General features: G+C 39.3%; 12 protein-coding genes. 2 read left to right on the top strand and 10 right to left on the bottom strand.

What is annotated here, in order from left to right:
* Positions 1-17 precede the first annotated feature (17 nt).
* From AB657_RS01845 to AB657_RS01800, 10 genes are all read right to left on the bottom strand, one after another.
* Positions 18-728 carry a LytR/AlgR family response regulator transcription factor gene (locus tag AB657_RS01845; protein ID WP_047244941.1) on the bottom strand — a complete coding sequence of 237 codons (711 nt, stop codon included), beginning with the start codon at positions 726-728 and terminating at the stop codon, positions 18-20.
* Complete coding sequence (locus AB657_RS01840) at positions 729-1,049, bottom strand: hypothetical protein (protein WP_047244940.1); 321 nt, start codon at positions 1,047-1,049, stop codon at positions 729-731.
* Positions 1,046-2,110 carry a sensor histidine kinase gene (locus tag AB657_RS01835; RefSeq protein ID WP_047244939.1) on the bottom strand — a complete coding sequence of 355 codons (1,065 nt, stop codon included), beginning with the start codon at positions 2,108-2,110 and terminating at the stop codon, positions 1,046-1,048. Before AB657_RS01835 ends, AB657_RS01840 begins: the two co-directional genes overlap by 4 nt.
* Entirely contained in the window at positions 2,110-3,243 is a 1,134-nt protein-coding gene (locus AB657_RS01830) for an FIST signal transduction protein (protein WP_047244938.1), read from the bottom strand. The genes AB657_RS01835 and AB657_RS01830 overlap by 1 nt, the downstream gene beginning before the upstream one ends.
* Before the next feature lie 10 nt (positions 3,244-3,253).
* Positions 3,254-5,620, bottom strand: coding sequence for a PAS domain S-box protein (locus AB657_RS01825; protein ID WP_047244937.1), 2,367 nt, complete (start codon positions 5,618-5,620; stop codon positions 3,254-3,256).
* Positions 5,613-6,155, bottom strand: a complete 543-nt coding sequence (locus AB657_RS01820) for a heme NO-binding domain-containing protein (protein ID WP_047244936.1) — start codon at positions 6,153-6,155, stop codon at positions 5,613-5,615. Before AB657_RS01820 ends, AB657_RS01825 begins: the two co-directional genes overlap by 8 nt.
* Before the next feature lie 77 nt (positions 6,156-6,232).
* Entirely contained in the window at positions 6,233-6,634 is a 402-nt protein-coding gene (locus tag AB657_RS01815) for a response regulator (protein ID WP_047244935.1), read from the bottom strand.
* Between the two features lie 177 nt (positions 6,635-6,811).
* The gene (locus tag AB657_RS01810) at positions 6,812-9,046 is read right to left on the bottom strand and encodes a DUF7133 domain-containing protein (RefSeq protein ID WP_047244934.1); all 2,235 of its coding nucleotides are present in this window, start codon (positions 9,044-9,046) and stop codon (positions 6,812-6,814) included.
* 169 nt (positions 9,047-9,215) lie between these two features.
* A complete protein-coding gene (gene uxuA, locus AB657_RS01805; protein WP_047244933.1) occupies positions 9,216-10,412 on the bottom strand; it encodes a mannonate dehydratase in 1,197 nt (398 codons plus the stop codon).
* A 147-nt stretch (positions 10,413-10,559) separates the two neighbouring features.
* Positions 10,560-11,378, bottom strand: a complete 819-nt coding sequence (locus tag AB657_RS01800) for an SDR family oxidoreductase (protein WP_047244932.1) — start codon at positions 11,376-11,378, stop codon at positions 10,560-10,562.
* Between the two features lie 638 nt (positions 11,379-12,016).
* On the opposite strand from AB657_RS01800, the gene AB657_RS01795 reads away from it, so the two are divergent.
* Positions 12,017-12,976: an NADH-quinone oxidoreductase subunit B family protein gene (locus tag AB657_RS01795; protein WP_047244931.1), complete on the top strand. Its 960-nt coding sequence runs from the start codon at positions 12,017-12,019 to the stop codon at positions 12,974-12,976.
* Positions 12,977-12,997: 21 nt separating this feature from the next.
* Positions 12,998-14,590, top strand: a complete 1,593-nt coding sequence (locus AB657_RS01790) for a nickel-dependent hydrogenase large subunit (protein ID WP_047244930.1) — start codon at positions 12,998-13,000, stop codon at positions 14,588-14,590.
* Positions 14,591-14,635: the final 45 nt, after the last annotated feature.

The following is a 14,635-nucleotide window of genomic DNA, read 5'->3' as shown; positions in this document are numbered from 1 at the left end:
TATTATTGGTCTTATTATCACAAAAGGTTTAACCTTCTCATAAGCTCTGGCCTATTGGATCTACTAATAGGAATCACGTTTTTTTCTATCAATACACTGTTATCTTCTATATCTATTATTTTGGTGAAGTTAATAATATATGATCTGTGTATTTGTAGAAACAACTTCTCGGGCAATTTTTCCTTTATCTTTTTTAGGGTGGTATGTACACGATATTCCTCTTTCTCTGTTTTTACACCTATATAATCTCCCTTGGCCTCTATAACCAAAATTTCATTGAACTTTAATTTTATCAACCGCCGGTCTATATTTATATAAAGGTCTCCTTTCAAATCGGCTTCTTGACTCTCATTACCGTTATCTTTTGGTTTTTGCAAGATGGCATTTTTAATCTTTAGAAAGCTTTTTTCGAAACGTTCTGGTGTTACCGGTTTTACCAAATAATCTACAATACACTCATACTCATATGCTTCGATGGCAAAATCGGTATCTGAGGTGGTCAAAACTATTTTAGGGGGGTTCTTTAAGGTCTGTACAAAATCCACGCCTGTAAAACCTGGCATATGAATGTCCAAATAGACGATATCAACACTTTGTTGGTTTAAAAACTTAATGGCATCGATAGCATTGTCAAATTCCTCTATTACAACCAAATCTTGCACTGTACCGCATAATTTGGTGATTATGGCCCTTGCCGTTGCTTCATCGTCTATAACAATACAGTTCATTTATATTTTTTTAATATACTCCTCAATGGTATCCAATATCTTTTTAAACTTGGTATCTGCAGTGGTTTGCCCTTCCAGAAGCTCTTTTTCGTACGTAACGGCAAGCCTATAGGATTCTTCCATTCCCAAGATATTGAATTTATGCTTTAGTTTGTGAACGATTTCCGCCGCTTCTTTTGTCCTTTTGTTCTCTATATGGTTTATATATGTTTCCTTTTCTTTAGGAAACTCCTCTTTTAAAATAACGATAAACTGTTCTCTAAAGGCCATATCGTCACCTGCCAGATCATCCACGTATTTTAGGTTGGGTTGTTCTATCATAGTTCTTTTTTTAATTTGATATAAAAAGTTGTACCCTTGCCTTCTTCCGATTTTAACCGTATATCTCCATCATATAGGACTACTATTTTTTTTACCAGGGCAAGTCCTATTCCCGTTCCATTACCTTCGTTTTCTAACTTTTTGAACATTTCAAAAATACTTTCTTGATAATGTTCTGGAATACCCTTACCGTTATCGGAAACTATAAATTTCCAGTATAATTCATCTGGTTCATAATCTATCTTTATTAATCCCCTTTCTTTTTTTTCTGTGGCAGATATGGCATTGGTAAGCAAATTCATGAACATTTGCTCTAAACGGGCTCTTTCAAAAACCATTTTGGGAAGATTCTCCGCTAGTATAATTTTAATATTGTCGGGAACATAGATCGTTCGTACGGTCTCTTTTAAAACATCTTTTAGTTCAAAGCTAACTCTTTGCTCTTTGGTTTTGCCCAAAGTTGCATGGTTAAGTATGCCCGAAATTAATTTATCCATTTTTTCCAGGTTCTGGGCAACTAGCGAGCAGTTTTCTTTACTGGCATTTGAAAATTTTTCTTTTTCATCTTCCATGATCCAGCTCATAAGGGCGTTTATATTTCTTATCGGAGATTTTAGATCATGTGAAACTACTTGTGCATAATTGTTCAAGGCTTGGTTCTGTTCTTCCAAACTCTTCAAAAACCTATCCTTTTCCTCGTTCATTTGTGCTACTTGCGAAGCCAAATTACTTATGTATTCCGCCAAATGTTCGGCATTGAACTCATCAATCTTATTTTGTCCAAAAGCTTGTTCTTGCTTTAGGTTGTCGGTTAAACTGCCAATTGCTTTTTCTAAAGAAGTTAAAATGTTTTTTTGTCTGGCAGATTCACTTTCTAGTTGTTTATTGGCTTCATAAAGCTCTTCAGAACTTATAGAGGTCGCCCTATGCAACATAGCCAATTTCTCATCATAATTTTCGTATGATTTTTCTACCGCTTGTAAAAACGCTTCAATTTCTGGCAATGACTGCGTATCTGCCGAAATATATTTTCTTAACTGTCTTCTTAACAATGAATGCATTACTCGCTAAATAGGGTTAAGGTCATTGTCTGGTTGTGTAATTTACATGCACTTGTGGTTACAAAAGGTGCCATTTCACCGTAAGAATAAAAACCACTTATAAGCGTATTTTCGCCTACAACCGACCTTACCTCTTCGATTTCTTCTTCGGTCCTTTGATCCATTACCAATTTTCTTCCAATACAGCTTACCAAAAGAGCAAACTCAGGTGCGTTAGTTCTGCCCTCCATGGCTAACTGGGCCGCTTGGTACGCCCCATTGGCAATATCATCTACAGAGGACATCATTAATTGTACCTTTGCCCCTTCTGGAACATCACCGGCCAAGATCATGGTATTTTCCTCATCGTTTATATTTAATATAGTGCGAACTATAGGCTCCGCACTATCTAAAGTTTTTACGCTCAACGGGTACAGTAAAGCGGATTTTGGTAATTCGCAGGCCTTTTCTCCTAGATAATTTTTATATAGGTCCAAGGCAGGCTTGCCGTCCAGTTCATATAATATATTGTCATGTGACTTGGTAATGGTTCTTTCTGGACCAAAAGGGGTCCACCCTCCATAATTAGCGCTAGTTATCTCTAAACTTTCTCCATAAAACCCAATGGCCACAATCTCTCCCTCCCTGGGGTTTTCATTATAAGAAACCAATGTTCGCTCAAAACGGTCATCATCTCCACATAACCCACCCGAAAGGCCTATGCGCTTCTTTTTAATTTTTTCCAATCCGTTGATCAACGCACTGCCGTTCACGGTACTACCTTCTGAAATTACAAAAAGATGTCTTAGGTTTTCTTCCGGAAACTCTTTCATTAAACTTTCTCCGAGCAAACAGTCATCGTGACCATAATCCTCTACATTTTTTCTTTTGATAAGAAATGTACTCTTTTGAAACTCAATAGCAGTAATAATGGTTGTTTCTTCCAGAACCATTTCGTCTATTATCTCTCCTGAAGTAGTTCCAAAAACAATATGTCCGGTAGGGAATAATTCTTGTACCTCTTTGTAGATGGTCGGACTTTCTAAAGCATATCTATTTCCAAATACCAAAACCAACGGATTATTAAGTTCCGTTGTACTACCAATAAAAACAAAAGGTTTATCGGCCTTTTTTATTGCTTGGACTACTTTCATTTGTTACTTTTTAATTGCTCAAATTCTTTTTAATCGTAAAATGAAACTCAGTTCCATTACCCTCCTCGCTATCGACCCATACACGGCCTTTGTAACGGTCTATGATCTTTTTGACTATAGATAGCCCAATACCGGTAGATCTTTCATTCTCTCCAATAGATTGAAATATGTCGAATATCTTTTTATGATATTTTTTGGGAATGCCTACTCCATTGTCCTTGATGGTAAAATGCCAAAAGTCTACCTCCTCATTACACAATACTTCCACCAACCCCTTTTCTTTTTCTATATGTACGACCGCATTACCTATGATATTTTGAAAAAGTTGGTGCATTTTGGTCCTGTCAGCAACAATTGTGGGCAACTCCGTCGGTACCGATAGCTCAACATGATCGGGTATATAAATAACTTCCTCTATCTCGGTCACCACACTGTTAAGATCCACATCGCAATTGTCCAGTTCAGCGCTATTAGCCGTAGAATATTCCAAAATACCATGTATCAGCTTATCCATAGAAGCTACCTTTTCTTGCATAAGATCTAGGTTTTGTCTGCCCCCTTCATCCAGCACATCCTTATAATCCTCGTTCAGCCATGTGGCAAGGGCACTTATACTACGTAAGGGAGATTTAAGATCGTGTGAAACTATATGCGCATATTCTTGCAAGCCTTGGTTACTCAGCTCTAACTCTCCAAGTAGTTTCTCTTTTTGCAGTTCTAGATGTTTTTGATCTGTAACATCCAAATGTATCCCTATAGATCCTATTACCGATCCAGAATCGTTATATCTGGGCGCCCCACTGATAAGCCAATGTCTTTTCTCTCCCTTTTTGGTGCGTACCTCTATTTCATAAGAATCGGATTTGCCGTCCAATCTATTTTTATTTTTTTCCCCGATTATCTCGTCGTTCGTAATGTTAATTATATCAATGGCCTTTTTTCCCAATAGCTCATCTTCCCCAAAACCGCTCATATCACAAAAACTCTGGTTTACCATTTGTATAATGTCATCATTATCGACCTCTACCAACCCTAAGTTCATATTGGCTATAATACTGCTATACTTTTCTTTTTGCGTCTCAAGGTGTCTTTTATGGTTTTTGCTGATGGTCACATCGTTGTAGGCCCATAAGTGACCTTTGTATACACCATCTGTATAAATGGGTATATAATCCCTTTCCAAGACCCTACCATCTGCCATTTCCAATTCTTCGGACAATACTGTTTTTTTATCCGTCAATATCCGGCCTATTCTTTCTACAAACGCTATCGGGTTCTTAAAATGAAATTTATTCTGTTCGGCAAAACCACTGTAGTCAGAACCTCTTAATTTCTCGGGTGTGGCAGGTATTAAAAATAAATTACAGAATCTTTGATTGGTCAATGCAATCTTGCCATCTTCATCTTCCAATAAAACGCCGGTATGTAAGTTAGAGATCAAGGTAGACAACCTGTTTTCAGAAGCTTTCAACTTTTGTTCCGCTTCATGTTCTTTTGATATATCCTCTATAATCGCCAATTGATAATCTAAAGCTCCCTTACTATCGGCTACGGTATTCACCATTATTTTGGCCAAAATGTGGTCGCCGCTCTTTCTTGTAATTTTATTGATAGATGTAAATTTGTCCAATTTACCCGCTTCCATCTGTTCCATTTTGTGAAGTACCTCTTCTGAGCTATCGGGTTGTGATATTTGGTTCAAGGAAAGTTCTTTAAGTTCACTTTCAGAATAACCAAGCATTTTCACAAAAGAATTATTGGTCTTAACAATTTTTCCGTTGGTAGAAAGTACTATACCCAAAGGGGAATTTTCTACAATAAGGTCTAGTTGCTTTTTTTGATCGGAAAGCAGTTTTTTTACTTCCATCTCTTGGGTAATATCCCTTATAATACCTTGAGCCCCTATTGGTGTTCTATTTTTACCATATACAATGCTGGCATTTATCTGCACCCATTTTACGTTATCTTCATTTATATTGATCTTGGCTCGGTAATTTTTTAAAATACCCACTTTCATCAGTGATTTTACCGATTCTCTGGTGTACTCCGCAAAATCTGTATGTATAAAGCGCGAAAGGTTTACACGCTGTTTGGTATGATCCACCTGCAAAAACTCTTTGGCAGACGAATTCATGTTTATTACATCGAAATTAAGATCCATAACAACATAGGGATCTATAATATTTATAAAGACGCCGTCTAGCTCAGAAGTTTTTTCGTTCAAAAGGTTCTCTAACCTGCTATTGGCCTCTCTAAGGTGTAGGTTTACTTCATACAGTTCGTTTGATTTGTCCTCCAGTATCTTCTCCGCTTGAAGACGTGCTTTTTTTTGTCTTTCAAGTGCCTTTTTTAACAGGACAACTTCCTTACTATCCATGCTGAACTATATCAAATTTAACCTCGGTACCATCATCCTTTAATAGTTCATATGTAATTTCCGCCTTACCATTAAAGTGTTCAAAAGTTTTCTCGATTAGACCGTGTGCCAATCTGTACAACCCCCTAGAAGAAGTATAGACCATTGAAAGTGAAGTGTCTGTCTTTTCCAATATTTTAAACGTGGGCAATTCGGCATCGGGATACAACTTTTTTACATGTACATGAATATGGTCTTCAATGGAATATAAAAGCCCTATGGGTGTTTTATAATTCTGTATTACCTCTGGATGCGATTTGCTCAGACCCGAAAAAAGATACAGTCCAAAAGCATATATCAAGTCTCCCGGTTCAAGCCCTACCTCATCACTCAATTGGGTGATAAGACTTACCATTTCATTAAAATCATACGAAGCAATGGATGTATAGATTCCCTGAGAAGGCAAATCTGATTTTTCAATGATATTGTCAACGGTCTCAAGTCCAAATTTGGCCTCTACCATTTCTAAAAATTCCGTAAAAACGATTCCTTTCATACTTTTTTGAATAACACATTAAAAGTAAGAAAAGTAATACAGAAATTTAGTTTTTTGTTGTGAATCACTATTTTATGTTAGGCTTTGACCAGTTCGTTTACCTCCCAATAAGACAAAACCTTTTTAATTTTTGACTCGTAATCCTCATATTTTAAAGGCTTTATAATGTATCCAGCTATGCCTGCCTTGTAACATTCCAGTAAATCTGCCCTGTTTTCAGAAGTTGTAAGAATTATAGTGGGCAAATATTTAAATGCTTCGTCTGTCTTAAGAATTGAAAGAAATTCTATCCCGCTCATTCGGGGCATATTCAGGTCCAGCAAAATAATATCGGGCAACCTGCTATCCGATTTTAGGTACTCTAATGCTTCTTCCCCATTCTTTGCCTTGGTAATCTTATGCTTTACCTCTAATTTAGAAACGGTTCTTTCCAGTTTCATAATTTCTATACTATCATCTTCAATAAGCAATATGTTCATAAGAAGCGTTTTTAATTAAAGGTCAAAAGTCTCATAAAGTTAAGACAATAAAAGTTAGCTGTAGACGAATAACGTAAAAGTGTCGTTAGATGGTAAACCACTTTCGGTAAACGAAACCCCTTTCTAAGATAATTCTTAGCTTATTTTTCAACAAATGCCACCTTAGTTATTTGGGCCTTAACGTGTGATTTTTAATAGCTCGGTTTCGGTAAATTCCTTCCCGGTCGAAGATTTTTTGTCCCTAAGCTCTTTTATACGCTTGGTAGCCAATGTTTTAGGATTATCGGAAAAAGCATTGGTTACATACGATATAATATCGGCAATGTCCTTATCTGAAATAGTTTCGTTTCGTATAAGGCCAGGCATGGCCAAATTAATGTTATATTCCTCTCCATTGACGTGTACGGGTCCTTCCAGACCATGCAATATGATAAGCGCCAGACGTTCTGTATTTTTTACATGTTCAGAATTCATTAGCGGGGGGGCCAGCCCATCGATACCTTGCCCGTTGGGTCCGTGACAAGAAGCACATATCTGAAAAAACATTTTTGCTCCACTTGTTCTTCTATCTTCCCCCAAGAACTTTCTGGTGTAAATAGCATTCATTTTTCCTTTTTTTCTATCAAAAGTGCTTCTGACCAATCCATTCACGAACTGTGTATGCTTTAATGAATCCATAATGGCCCTATTTTCAGAAATTTTCTTTGTAACACCTCCCAGACCACTGATAACAGCTTCTACGACCGTACTGTTGTTTTTCCTTCTTTTTAAGACCTGCATCATAAAAGGTATAAACCCCTGCTCGTCCAATTTTATCCAACTACCTAGAACACTACCTAAATAAAGGTCTATTTCAAGGTCATTTCTATTTACCAAAGAATCAAAAGACAACAATGCTTTTTGTTTGTTCTTTTCGGATACAAAAGATTTAGAAAGAACTATGGCATGGGCTACAACTTCAGAATTGGTATCTTTCATCAAATCCGTTAAAAAGTCAAACGTAAGTGCGTCCCAACCTTCCAAAACGTACAAAGCATGTATCTGTGCCAAGGGGTTCTTAGAATTTAGGGCCATTTCTTTAACGGCATCTATCTGCTCCCTTAATTCCTTAAAAACCAAATAGTGTTGCGCACGGTCACGGTTCCATCCATTTTTATCCGACAAGAGAGAAACCAGTTCCAGCCCGTTCAAGGTATCAAAATCAGGAACGGCATTCCCTTTCATACCTTCTTGTTTCACCTTAAGAATTCTTCCAAAATCTATTATGGTATCTAAACCTTCTTGCGCTGTCTTTATCTTTAAATAAGGACTCATATAGGCATGGTGACCGATCATTCCCCTATGCATATCTACAATGAACATACTACCATCGGGACCATTTTTTAAGTATACCGGACGAAAACCTTCATCTGTAGAAGCCAAAAACTCTTTTCCCTGCCATGCATGCTTTGCAATGGTAGAATCTCCTGTAAAGGTCAAAAGTGTACGTTTGATCAAATTGGCTTCGGGCAAGCAGATAAAGACGTTTTGATCATAGGAAGGGGGAAAGCTTCCTCCCCGATACACCATAGGGCCACAGGCCGCTGTTGCCGCGACCAAAATACTATCGGCATTTAATACCCCCTCGGCATATCCCCTATTCACAGAAGTTGCATGTAACGGATATACACGTTGATCCGATGTTAACAACTTATCCACACTTCTCTTCGGGGTAAAGTACTTGTTATCTATCAAGGTATTTGGCAATACATAATCTCCAAGTAAGATTCTAGAATTATCATTATAATACAATCTTCCGAAGTTATCATGCGATATGCCCCATTGCCCCCTAAAAGTTGTAGGTTCTTTTTGCCAAACACCATTTTTTCTTCTATATCTAAAATTAGATTTGGCATTATAGATCCAATTATCAATATTTAGTTCCAAGCCATTAGGTTGATGTTCAGGGTTACCGTCTACCGCGTACAAAGAATCTACCAAAATACGATTTACAGGTTTGTCGTCCTCTATCTCTACAAACCATAAATTTGGCGGTTCGGCATAGAGCAAACCTCCATAAACATGCGCCAAGGCCCTTGGCATAACAAGGCTATCCAAAAATATCTTTGTATGATCGGCGACGCCATCATTATCCAAGTCTTCTAGAATACGAATACTTCCTAGTGGCAAATCTTCCTCCGAACCTTGAATATCGCTCATATAACCAGGCATTTGCGTCACCCAAACCCTACCTTTGCCATCAAAGTCGATAGCTACGGGAGCTTTTAAAAGTGGTTCGGAGGCTATGACCTCCATTTCAAAACCATCTTCAATTTTATAAGACTTTAGAGACACCTCTGTTTCTTTATAAGAAGTTTGGCAAGAAAACAACAGAGAACTTACTATGAAGGTTAAAATGAACTTAAAGCGCATAGAGCAATAACAATTTTATTTAATATGGATATTCTTGAATAAGATGAAAAATTTGTTTCCGTAAAAAACAACAGAGAATTAATATAAAAGCCTCACTTACGTAGTTAGCAGGTTTTGTTCAAAGGTTCTGGTACCATAAAATTTAGATGGATAAGACATTATCAATAATTTAAATATTTAAACCTTGCCTAACTCCCATTTCCAAACCGGAAATTTGCGCCAGCCCCATGGCCCTGCCAATTAATGAATACCCCGAATAAAACTCGTTTTGACGCTTTTTATCATCCAACAAAACATGGCCATGATCGGGCCTCATGGGTATGCTGACAATTCCGTTTCCACTTTCGTGTCTTTTGTATTGTTGTTCAACAATGGCTTTCATTACTTTATCCATTGGCACGGACCCCGAAAGATGTGCTGCTTCATAAAAACTTCCGTCTTCTGAGCGGGCCACATTTCTAAGATGTATAAAATGTATCTTATCTCCAAAATCCTCGATAATCCTTACCATGTCGTTATTGGCAGAGGCGCCTAAAGACCCTGAGCAGAACGTTAGTCCGTTACTGGGAGACGGACAGCATTCCAACAAAAACTTAATTTCCTTATAGTTTGAAACTATTCTAGGAACCCCAAAGACCGAAAAAGGGGGGTCGTCCGGATGAACCGCCATACGTACCCCGAATTTTTCCGCTTCTGGAATTATGGCGTTAAGGAAATATGATAAATTTTCTTGAAGCTTTTCTTTGCTGATCTTTAAAACAGTGGCATGGTTGGCCTTAAAATCTTCCAATGCTATCAATTTTTTAGAACCGGGCATTCCAGCCAAAATAGCTTGCTCCAACTTCTTTTTCTGTTCTTCTGTTAGCCCTTCAAAATAAGACTTAGCTTCTGTATATTCTTGTTCTGTATACGACTCTTTAGCATTTTGTCGCTTTAGTATAAACAAATCAAAAGCTGCGGCCGAGATAGGGCTATATCGCAATGCAGATGCCCCTGTTGGCAATATATAGTCTAGATCTGTACGGGTCCAATCTATTAATTGCATAAAATTGTAGCATACATTATAAATACCGTTCTCCGCAAGGTTCTTTAAAGTCTGAATATAATTGGCAATATAATGGTCTCTCTCTGGAAGCCCATATTTGATAGCCGTATGAACATTAACACTCTCTACTACGGACCATTCCATATCGTACGCCTCGATCTCTGATTTAAGTGCTGCAATCGTCTCCGAGGGCCAAACTTCTCCAAGAGGCACTTCTTGGCATGCGGCCACTATTCCCTCTACCCCCAATTGTCTTATATCGGAAAGGGCAACCCCAAATTCTGGACCGAACCACCGAAAGGTTTTCTTTAAATAATCCATGTATTATGCTATCGAATAATTAATTTAAAAAATAGATTTTCAAAATGTTCTCAATAAATAAAAGTTTTCCTTATTAAAAAAGAAATCTTGATACATTCTTCTCGCACCCTATTAGGATAAAATGCAAGTGTTATAGAATGTGTTGGGTTATACTCCTGAGAACGAACTGAATCCACCGTCAACATCAAAAACACTGCCCGTAACAAAACTAGCAGCATCGCTTAACAGGTAATGAACCATACCGTTAAGTTCAGAAGCGTCACCAAAACGCCCCATAGGAGTATTTTTAATAATACTATTGCCTCTTTCGGTATAAGATCCATCTTCGTTTGTCAACAATCTCCTATTCTGATTTCCTATAAAAAAACCGGGAGCAATGGCATTTACCCTAATCTTATCACCATGTTTCGATGCCAGTTCATTGGCCATCCATTTGGTAAATATATCTATGGCACCTTTTGCCATTGAATACCCCAGAACCCTGGAAATACTTTGCTTAGCGGCCATTGAAGAAATGTTTATAATAGAACCATAGCCTTGTTCCACCATAATTTCACTTAATATAATTGTTGGTATTACCGTACCGAACAAATTTATATCCACCACCTTTCGGGTATCCGCCATGGCTATATCCCTAATGGTTTGATCAGGTTTTAAAGTTGCCCCAGGTATATTACCTCCGGCAAGATTTACAAGTCCGTCCAAATGGGCAAACTCTTTTTTTATTTCTTCTTTTAAAGCCAGTAAGGCCTGTTCGTCCATGACATCCACCTTAAAAATGTAAGTGCTGTCGGCAACGATAGAATTTAGTACTGTTTGTTTCTTCTCCAGTTTATCCACCGATCTACCCAATAACAACACTTTAGCCCCATTCTTAACTAAGTATTCGGCAATTGACCCTCCTAGGGTTCCCGTACCTCCGGACAAGGCATAAGTTTTATTTTTTAAAGACAGTAATTCGTTCATGTATTTCTTTTTCCCTTATTTCCTGATTATTTTTCACTTTCTTTATTCCATTCATGACCGTCTTTGCCCAAACCTCAAAAGTGCTAAACCACTATATGGCCCATGCCAAGTTAAGGGTTTTATTAAAAACCCGTTGACACCATTAACCCCCATATAACAATTTGAATACTATATACGCCACTTGATGCACTATAACGATACATGCAAAAAAAACGATTAAACACTTAAAGTATGGTTATCACCCTACTGAACACAAAAGTAATGGAACAACGTATTATGGGTAATCCCTATCGTGTAATATGAACCAACTATAGTATTTATTACATTCATAGAACTGGTGTCGCCCGCCTCTTTTTTTAAGAGGACACTCAAGATCCTAATTCACTTATAAATCGCATAATGTATTGATGTTGAATATTTTGAATACATAAATATTGTTATACAACCTTGGTCAAAACAAGAGTAACGTTCATATATCAACAACCCTTTATATTTTCTTCCGGCCTATTTCTCAACCATAAAACCACATTATATTTTATCTAGAATAATTCCAAATTAATAAGAATATAATAATTTTTTTGTCAAATAAGTGTCATATTTATACTTTAATACTTCCAAACCAAATATTTCATAAGAATATGGCAAATGTATTATGGTTGCAAGGAGGTGCATGCAGTGGCAACACGATGTCCTTTTTGAATGCCGAAGAACCCACGGTGGTGGAACTCATCACCGATTTCGGACTCAACATTTTATGGCACCCCACAACGGGTTTACAGATTGGGGACCAAGTTCAAGACCTATTAAAGGATATTCTCGCCGGTAAGGTGCAGATGGACATCCTTGTTTACGAAGGTTCATTGATCCAAGGCCCGAACAACACGGGTACAATGAACTATTTCGCCGACCGTCCGATGATGGACTGGATCAAAGAACTCTCTGAAGTTGCAGGTTATGTCGTCGCTATCGGCGATTGCGCAACATGGGGAGGTATACCTGCGGTTCCTCCGAACCCCAGTGAGTCTACCGGATTGCAATTCCATAAGAAAAACAAAGGTGGTTTCCTAGGGGCCGACTATGTATCAAAAGGAGGCTTACCGGTAATTAATATTCCCGGTTGTCCGGCCCACCCCGATTGGATCACACAAATTCTTGTGGCCATCTCCGTAGGAAGGATCGGTGATGTTCAAATCGACGATTACCACAGGCCAAAGACCTTCTTTACCGATTTTGTACAAACGGGTTGTACCAATGTGGTCAACTTTGCACAAAAAGTAGATGGTGGCTTTGGTAGGCGTGGCGGATGCCTATTCTATGAGGTTGGTTGTAGAGGCCCAATGACAAGGGCTAGCTGTAACAACATTTTGTGGAACAGACAGTCAAGTAAAACGAGGGCCAATCATCCTTGCCTTGGTTGTACCGAACCCGGTTTCCCGCACCACGACCTCAAAAAGGGAAGCGTTATGAAAACCATGAAATATATGGGCACGTTTCCAAAAGAGGTTCCTGAAGGAAGAACTAAACTAGCCTATTATATGGAGGCAGGTTTCCAAAAGATCATGCCTTCGAATAAGACAGTACAGGAAACTTCAAAATAACCGAACCTTAAAGAATCAAAAATGTCAGTTAAAGAATTAAATATATCTCCTGTTGGCCGCGTTGAAGGCGATTTGGACGTAAAGGTCTATATCGACAACGGCAAGGTTACCCGTGCCCATACACAAGCGGCAATGTTCAGGGGCTTTGAAAAAATAATGGCGGGCAAGGACCCTCAATCGGGTCTCGTGGTTACGCCTAGAATTTGTGGAATCTGCGGAGGGTCTCACCTCTATTGTGCCTCTTCGGCTCTCGATACCGCATGGGGTACCAAGTTAACGCCCAATGCCCTTTTGTTAAGGGCCATCGGCCAGGCTTCAGAAACCCTTCAAAGTATCCCAAGATGGTTCTACGCCATCTTCGCGACCGATTTGGCGAATAAAAAATATGCAGATAAACCTTTATATAAGGAAGTAGTGAAACGCTGGTCCGCCTACGTTGGCGAGACCTTTCAAATTGGGTTGACCGCCAGTGGACTGCCTGTTCAGATATACGCTTTGTTCGGTGGCCAATGGCCGCACTCGAGCTATATGGTACCAGGTGGTGTCATGTGTGCCCCTACCTTAAAGGATATCACTAGGGCACATGCCATTCTTGCCCAGTTCAAGAATGATTGGTTGGAACCCGTTTGGTTGGGTTGCTCCATTGAACGTTACATGGAAATAAAGACTTGGGACGATATGTTGGCGTGGGTAGAAGAGAACGAGTCGCAGAGAAATAGCGACCTTGGGTTATTGATCCGTGCAGGAATTGAATTCGGATTGGACAAATTCGGTCAAGGTGTGGGCAAATTCTTGGCAACGGGAACCTACTTGCACAAAGACATGTACAACAACCCGACCATTGAAGGTAGAAACGACGCCCTGATTTCTTCGAGCGGATTCTTCGACGGCGAGAACTATCACGTATTCGACCACATGAAGATCAGCGAGCACGTGAAGCACTCATGGTATGACAATCAAAAAGACGGACTCCATCCTTGGGATGAGCCCCTACCAACCCCCATGAAGTCGCAGACCCTGCATGAAACCGATTTCGACAATCAGTACAGCTGGGCCAAATCGCCACGTTACGACGGCCATGCCGCCGAAGCCGGACCATTGGCCCGTGCCATCATGAACGCCAACCCGGCCAACAAAGACCATCAAATTCAAGACCCTTTGTTCGGCGACATAATTAAAAAGCTAGGCCCCAGTGTATTTACCAGGGTCTTGGCTAGGGTACATGAGGCACCAAGAATCTACACCTTTATTGAAAAATGGTTGTCAGAGATCGATTTGGATGGTGAATTCTATGTAAAACCCGTAGAAAAAGACGGCAAAGGATTCGGTGCTACCGAGGCGGCACGTGGTGCCCTCGCCCACTGGATCGAAATCGAAAACGGTGTAATCAAAAACTACCAGGTCATGGCGCCGACCACGTGGAACGTAGGTCCGCAAGACGGTAACGACAACCCTGGCCCCATAGAGACCGCCCTGTTGGGTACCGAGATAGAAGATCCGTCAGATCCCGTTGAAGTGGGTATCGTGGCGCGTTCCTTCGACTCGTGCTTGGTATGTACCGTACATGCCCACGATGCACACAGTGGCGTTGAACTATCCAGATTTAAACTGTAATTACAGATTTCGATAATAATTATCTTAGGCCTCACAGATCTCATA

Origin of the sequence: Maribacter thermophilus, from assembly GCF_001020565.1 — a bacterium.
GTDB lineage: Bacteria > Bacteroidota > Bacteroidia > Flavobacteriales > Flavobacteriaceae > Maribacter > Maribacter thermophilus.
The sequence above is the reverse complement of the archived record's forward strand: the minus strand, read 5'-3'. Positions and strand labels throughout refer to the sequence as shown.

Excerpts from the sequence above, each read along its gene's own strand:
- AB657_RS01790 (WP_047244930.1), top strand. The coding sequence starts at position 12,998 with ATGTCAGTTAAAGAATTAAATATATCTCCTGTTGGCCGCGTTGAAGGC.
- AB657_RS01820 (WP_047244936.1), bottom strand. The coding sequence starts at position 6,155 with ATGAAAGGAATCGTTTTTACGGAATTTTTAGAAATGGTAGAGGCCAAA.
- AB657_RS01840 (WP_047244940.1), bottom strand. The coding sequence starts at position 1,049 with ATGATAGAACAACCCAACCTAAAATACGTGGATGATCTGGCAGGTGAC.
- uxuA (WP_047244933.1), bottom strand. The coding sequence starts at position 10,412 with ATGGATTATTTAAAGAAAACCTTTCGGTGGTTCGGTCCAGAATTTGGG.
- AB657_RS01830 (WP_047244938.1), bottom strand. The coding sequence starts at position 3,243 with ATGAAAGTAGTCCAAGCAATAAAAAAGGCCGATAAACCTTTTGTTTTT.
- AB657_RS01825 (WP_047244937.1), bottom strand. The coding sequence starts at position 5,620 with ATGGATAGTAAGGAAGTTGTCCTGTTAAAAAAGGCACTTGAAAGACAA.
- AB657_RS01800 (WP_047244932.1), bottom strand. The coding sequence starts at position 11,378 with ATGAACGAATTACTGTCTTTAAAAAATAAAACTTATGCCTTGTCCGGA.
- AB657_RS01810 (WP_047244934.1), bottom strand. The coding sequence starts at position 9,046 with ATGCGCTTTAAGTTCATTTTAACCTTCATAGTAAGTTCTCTGTTGTTT.
- AB657_RS01795 (WP_047244931.1), top strand. The coding sequence starts at position 12,017 with ATGGCAAATGTATTATGGTTGCAAGGAGGTGCATGCAGTGGCAACACG.
- AB657_RS01835 (WP_047244939.1), bottom strand. The coding sequence starts at position 2,110 with ATGCATTCATTGTTAAGAAGACAGTTAAGAAAATATATTTCGGCAGAT.
- AB657_RS01845 (WP_047244941.1), bottom strand. The coding sequence starts at position 728 with ATGAACTGTATTGTTATAGACGATGAAGCAACGGCAAGGGCCATAATC.
- AB657_RS01815 (WP_047244935.1), bottom strand. The coding sequence starts at position 6,634 with ATGAACATATTGCTTATTGAAGATGATAGTATAGAAATTATGAAACTG.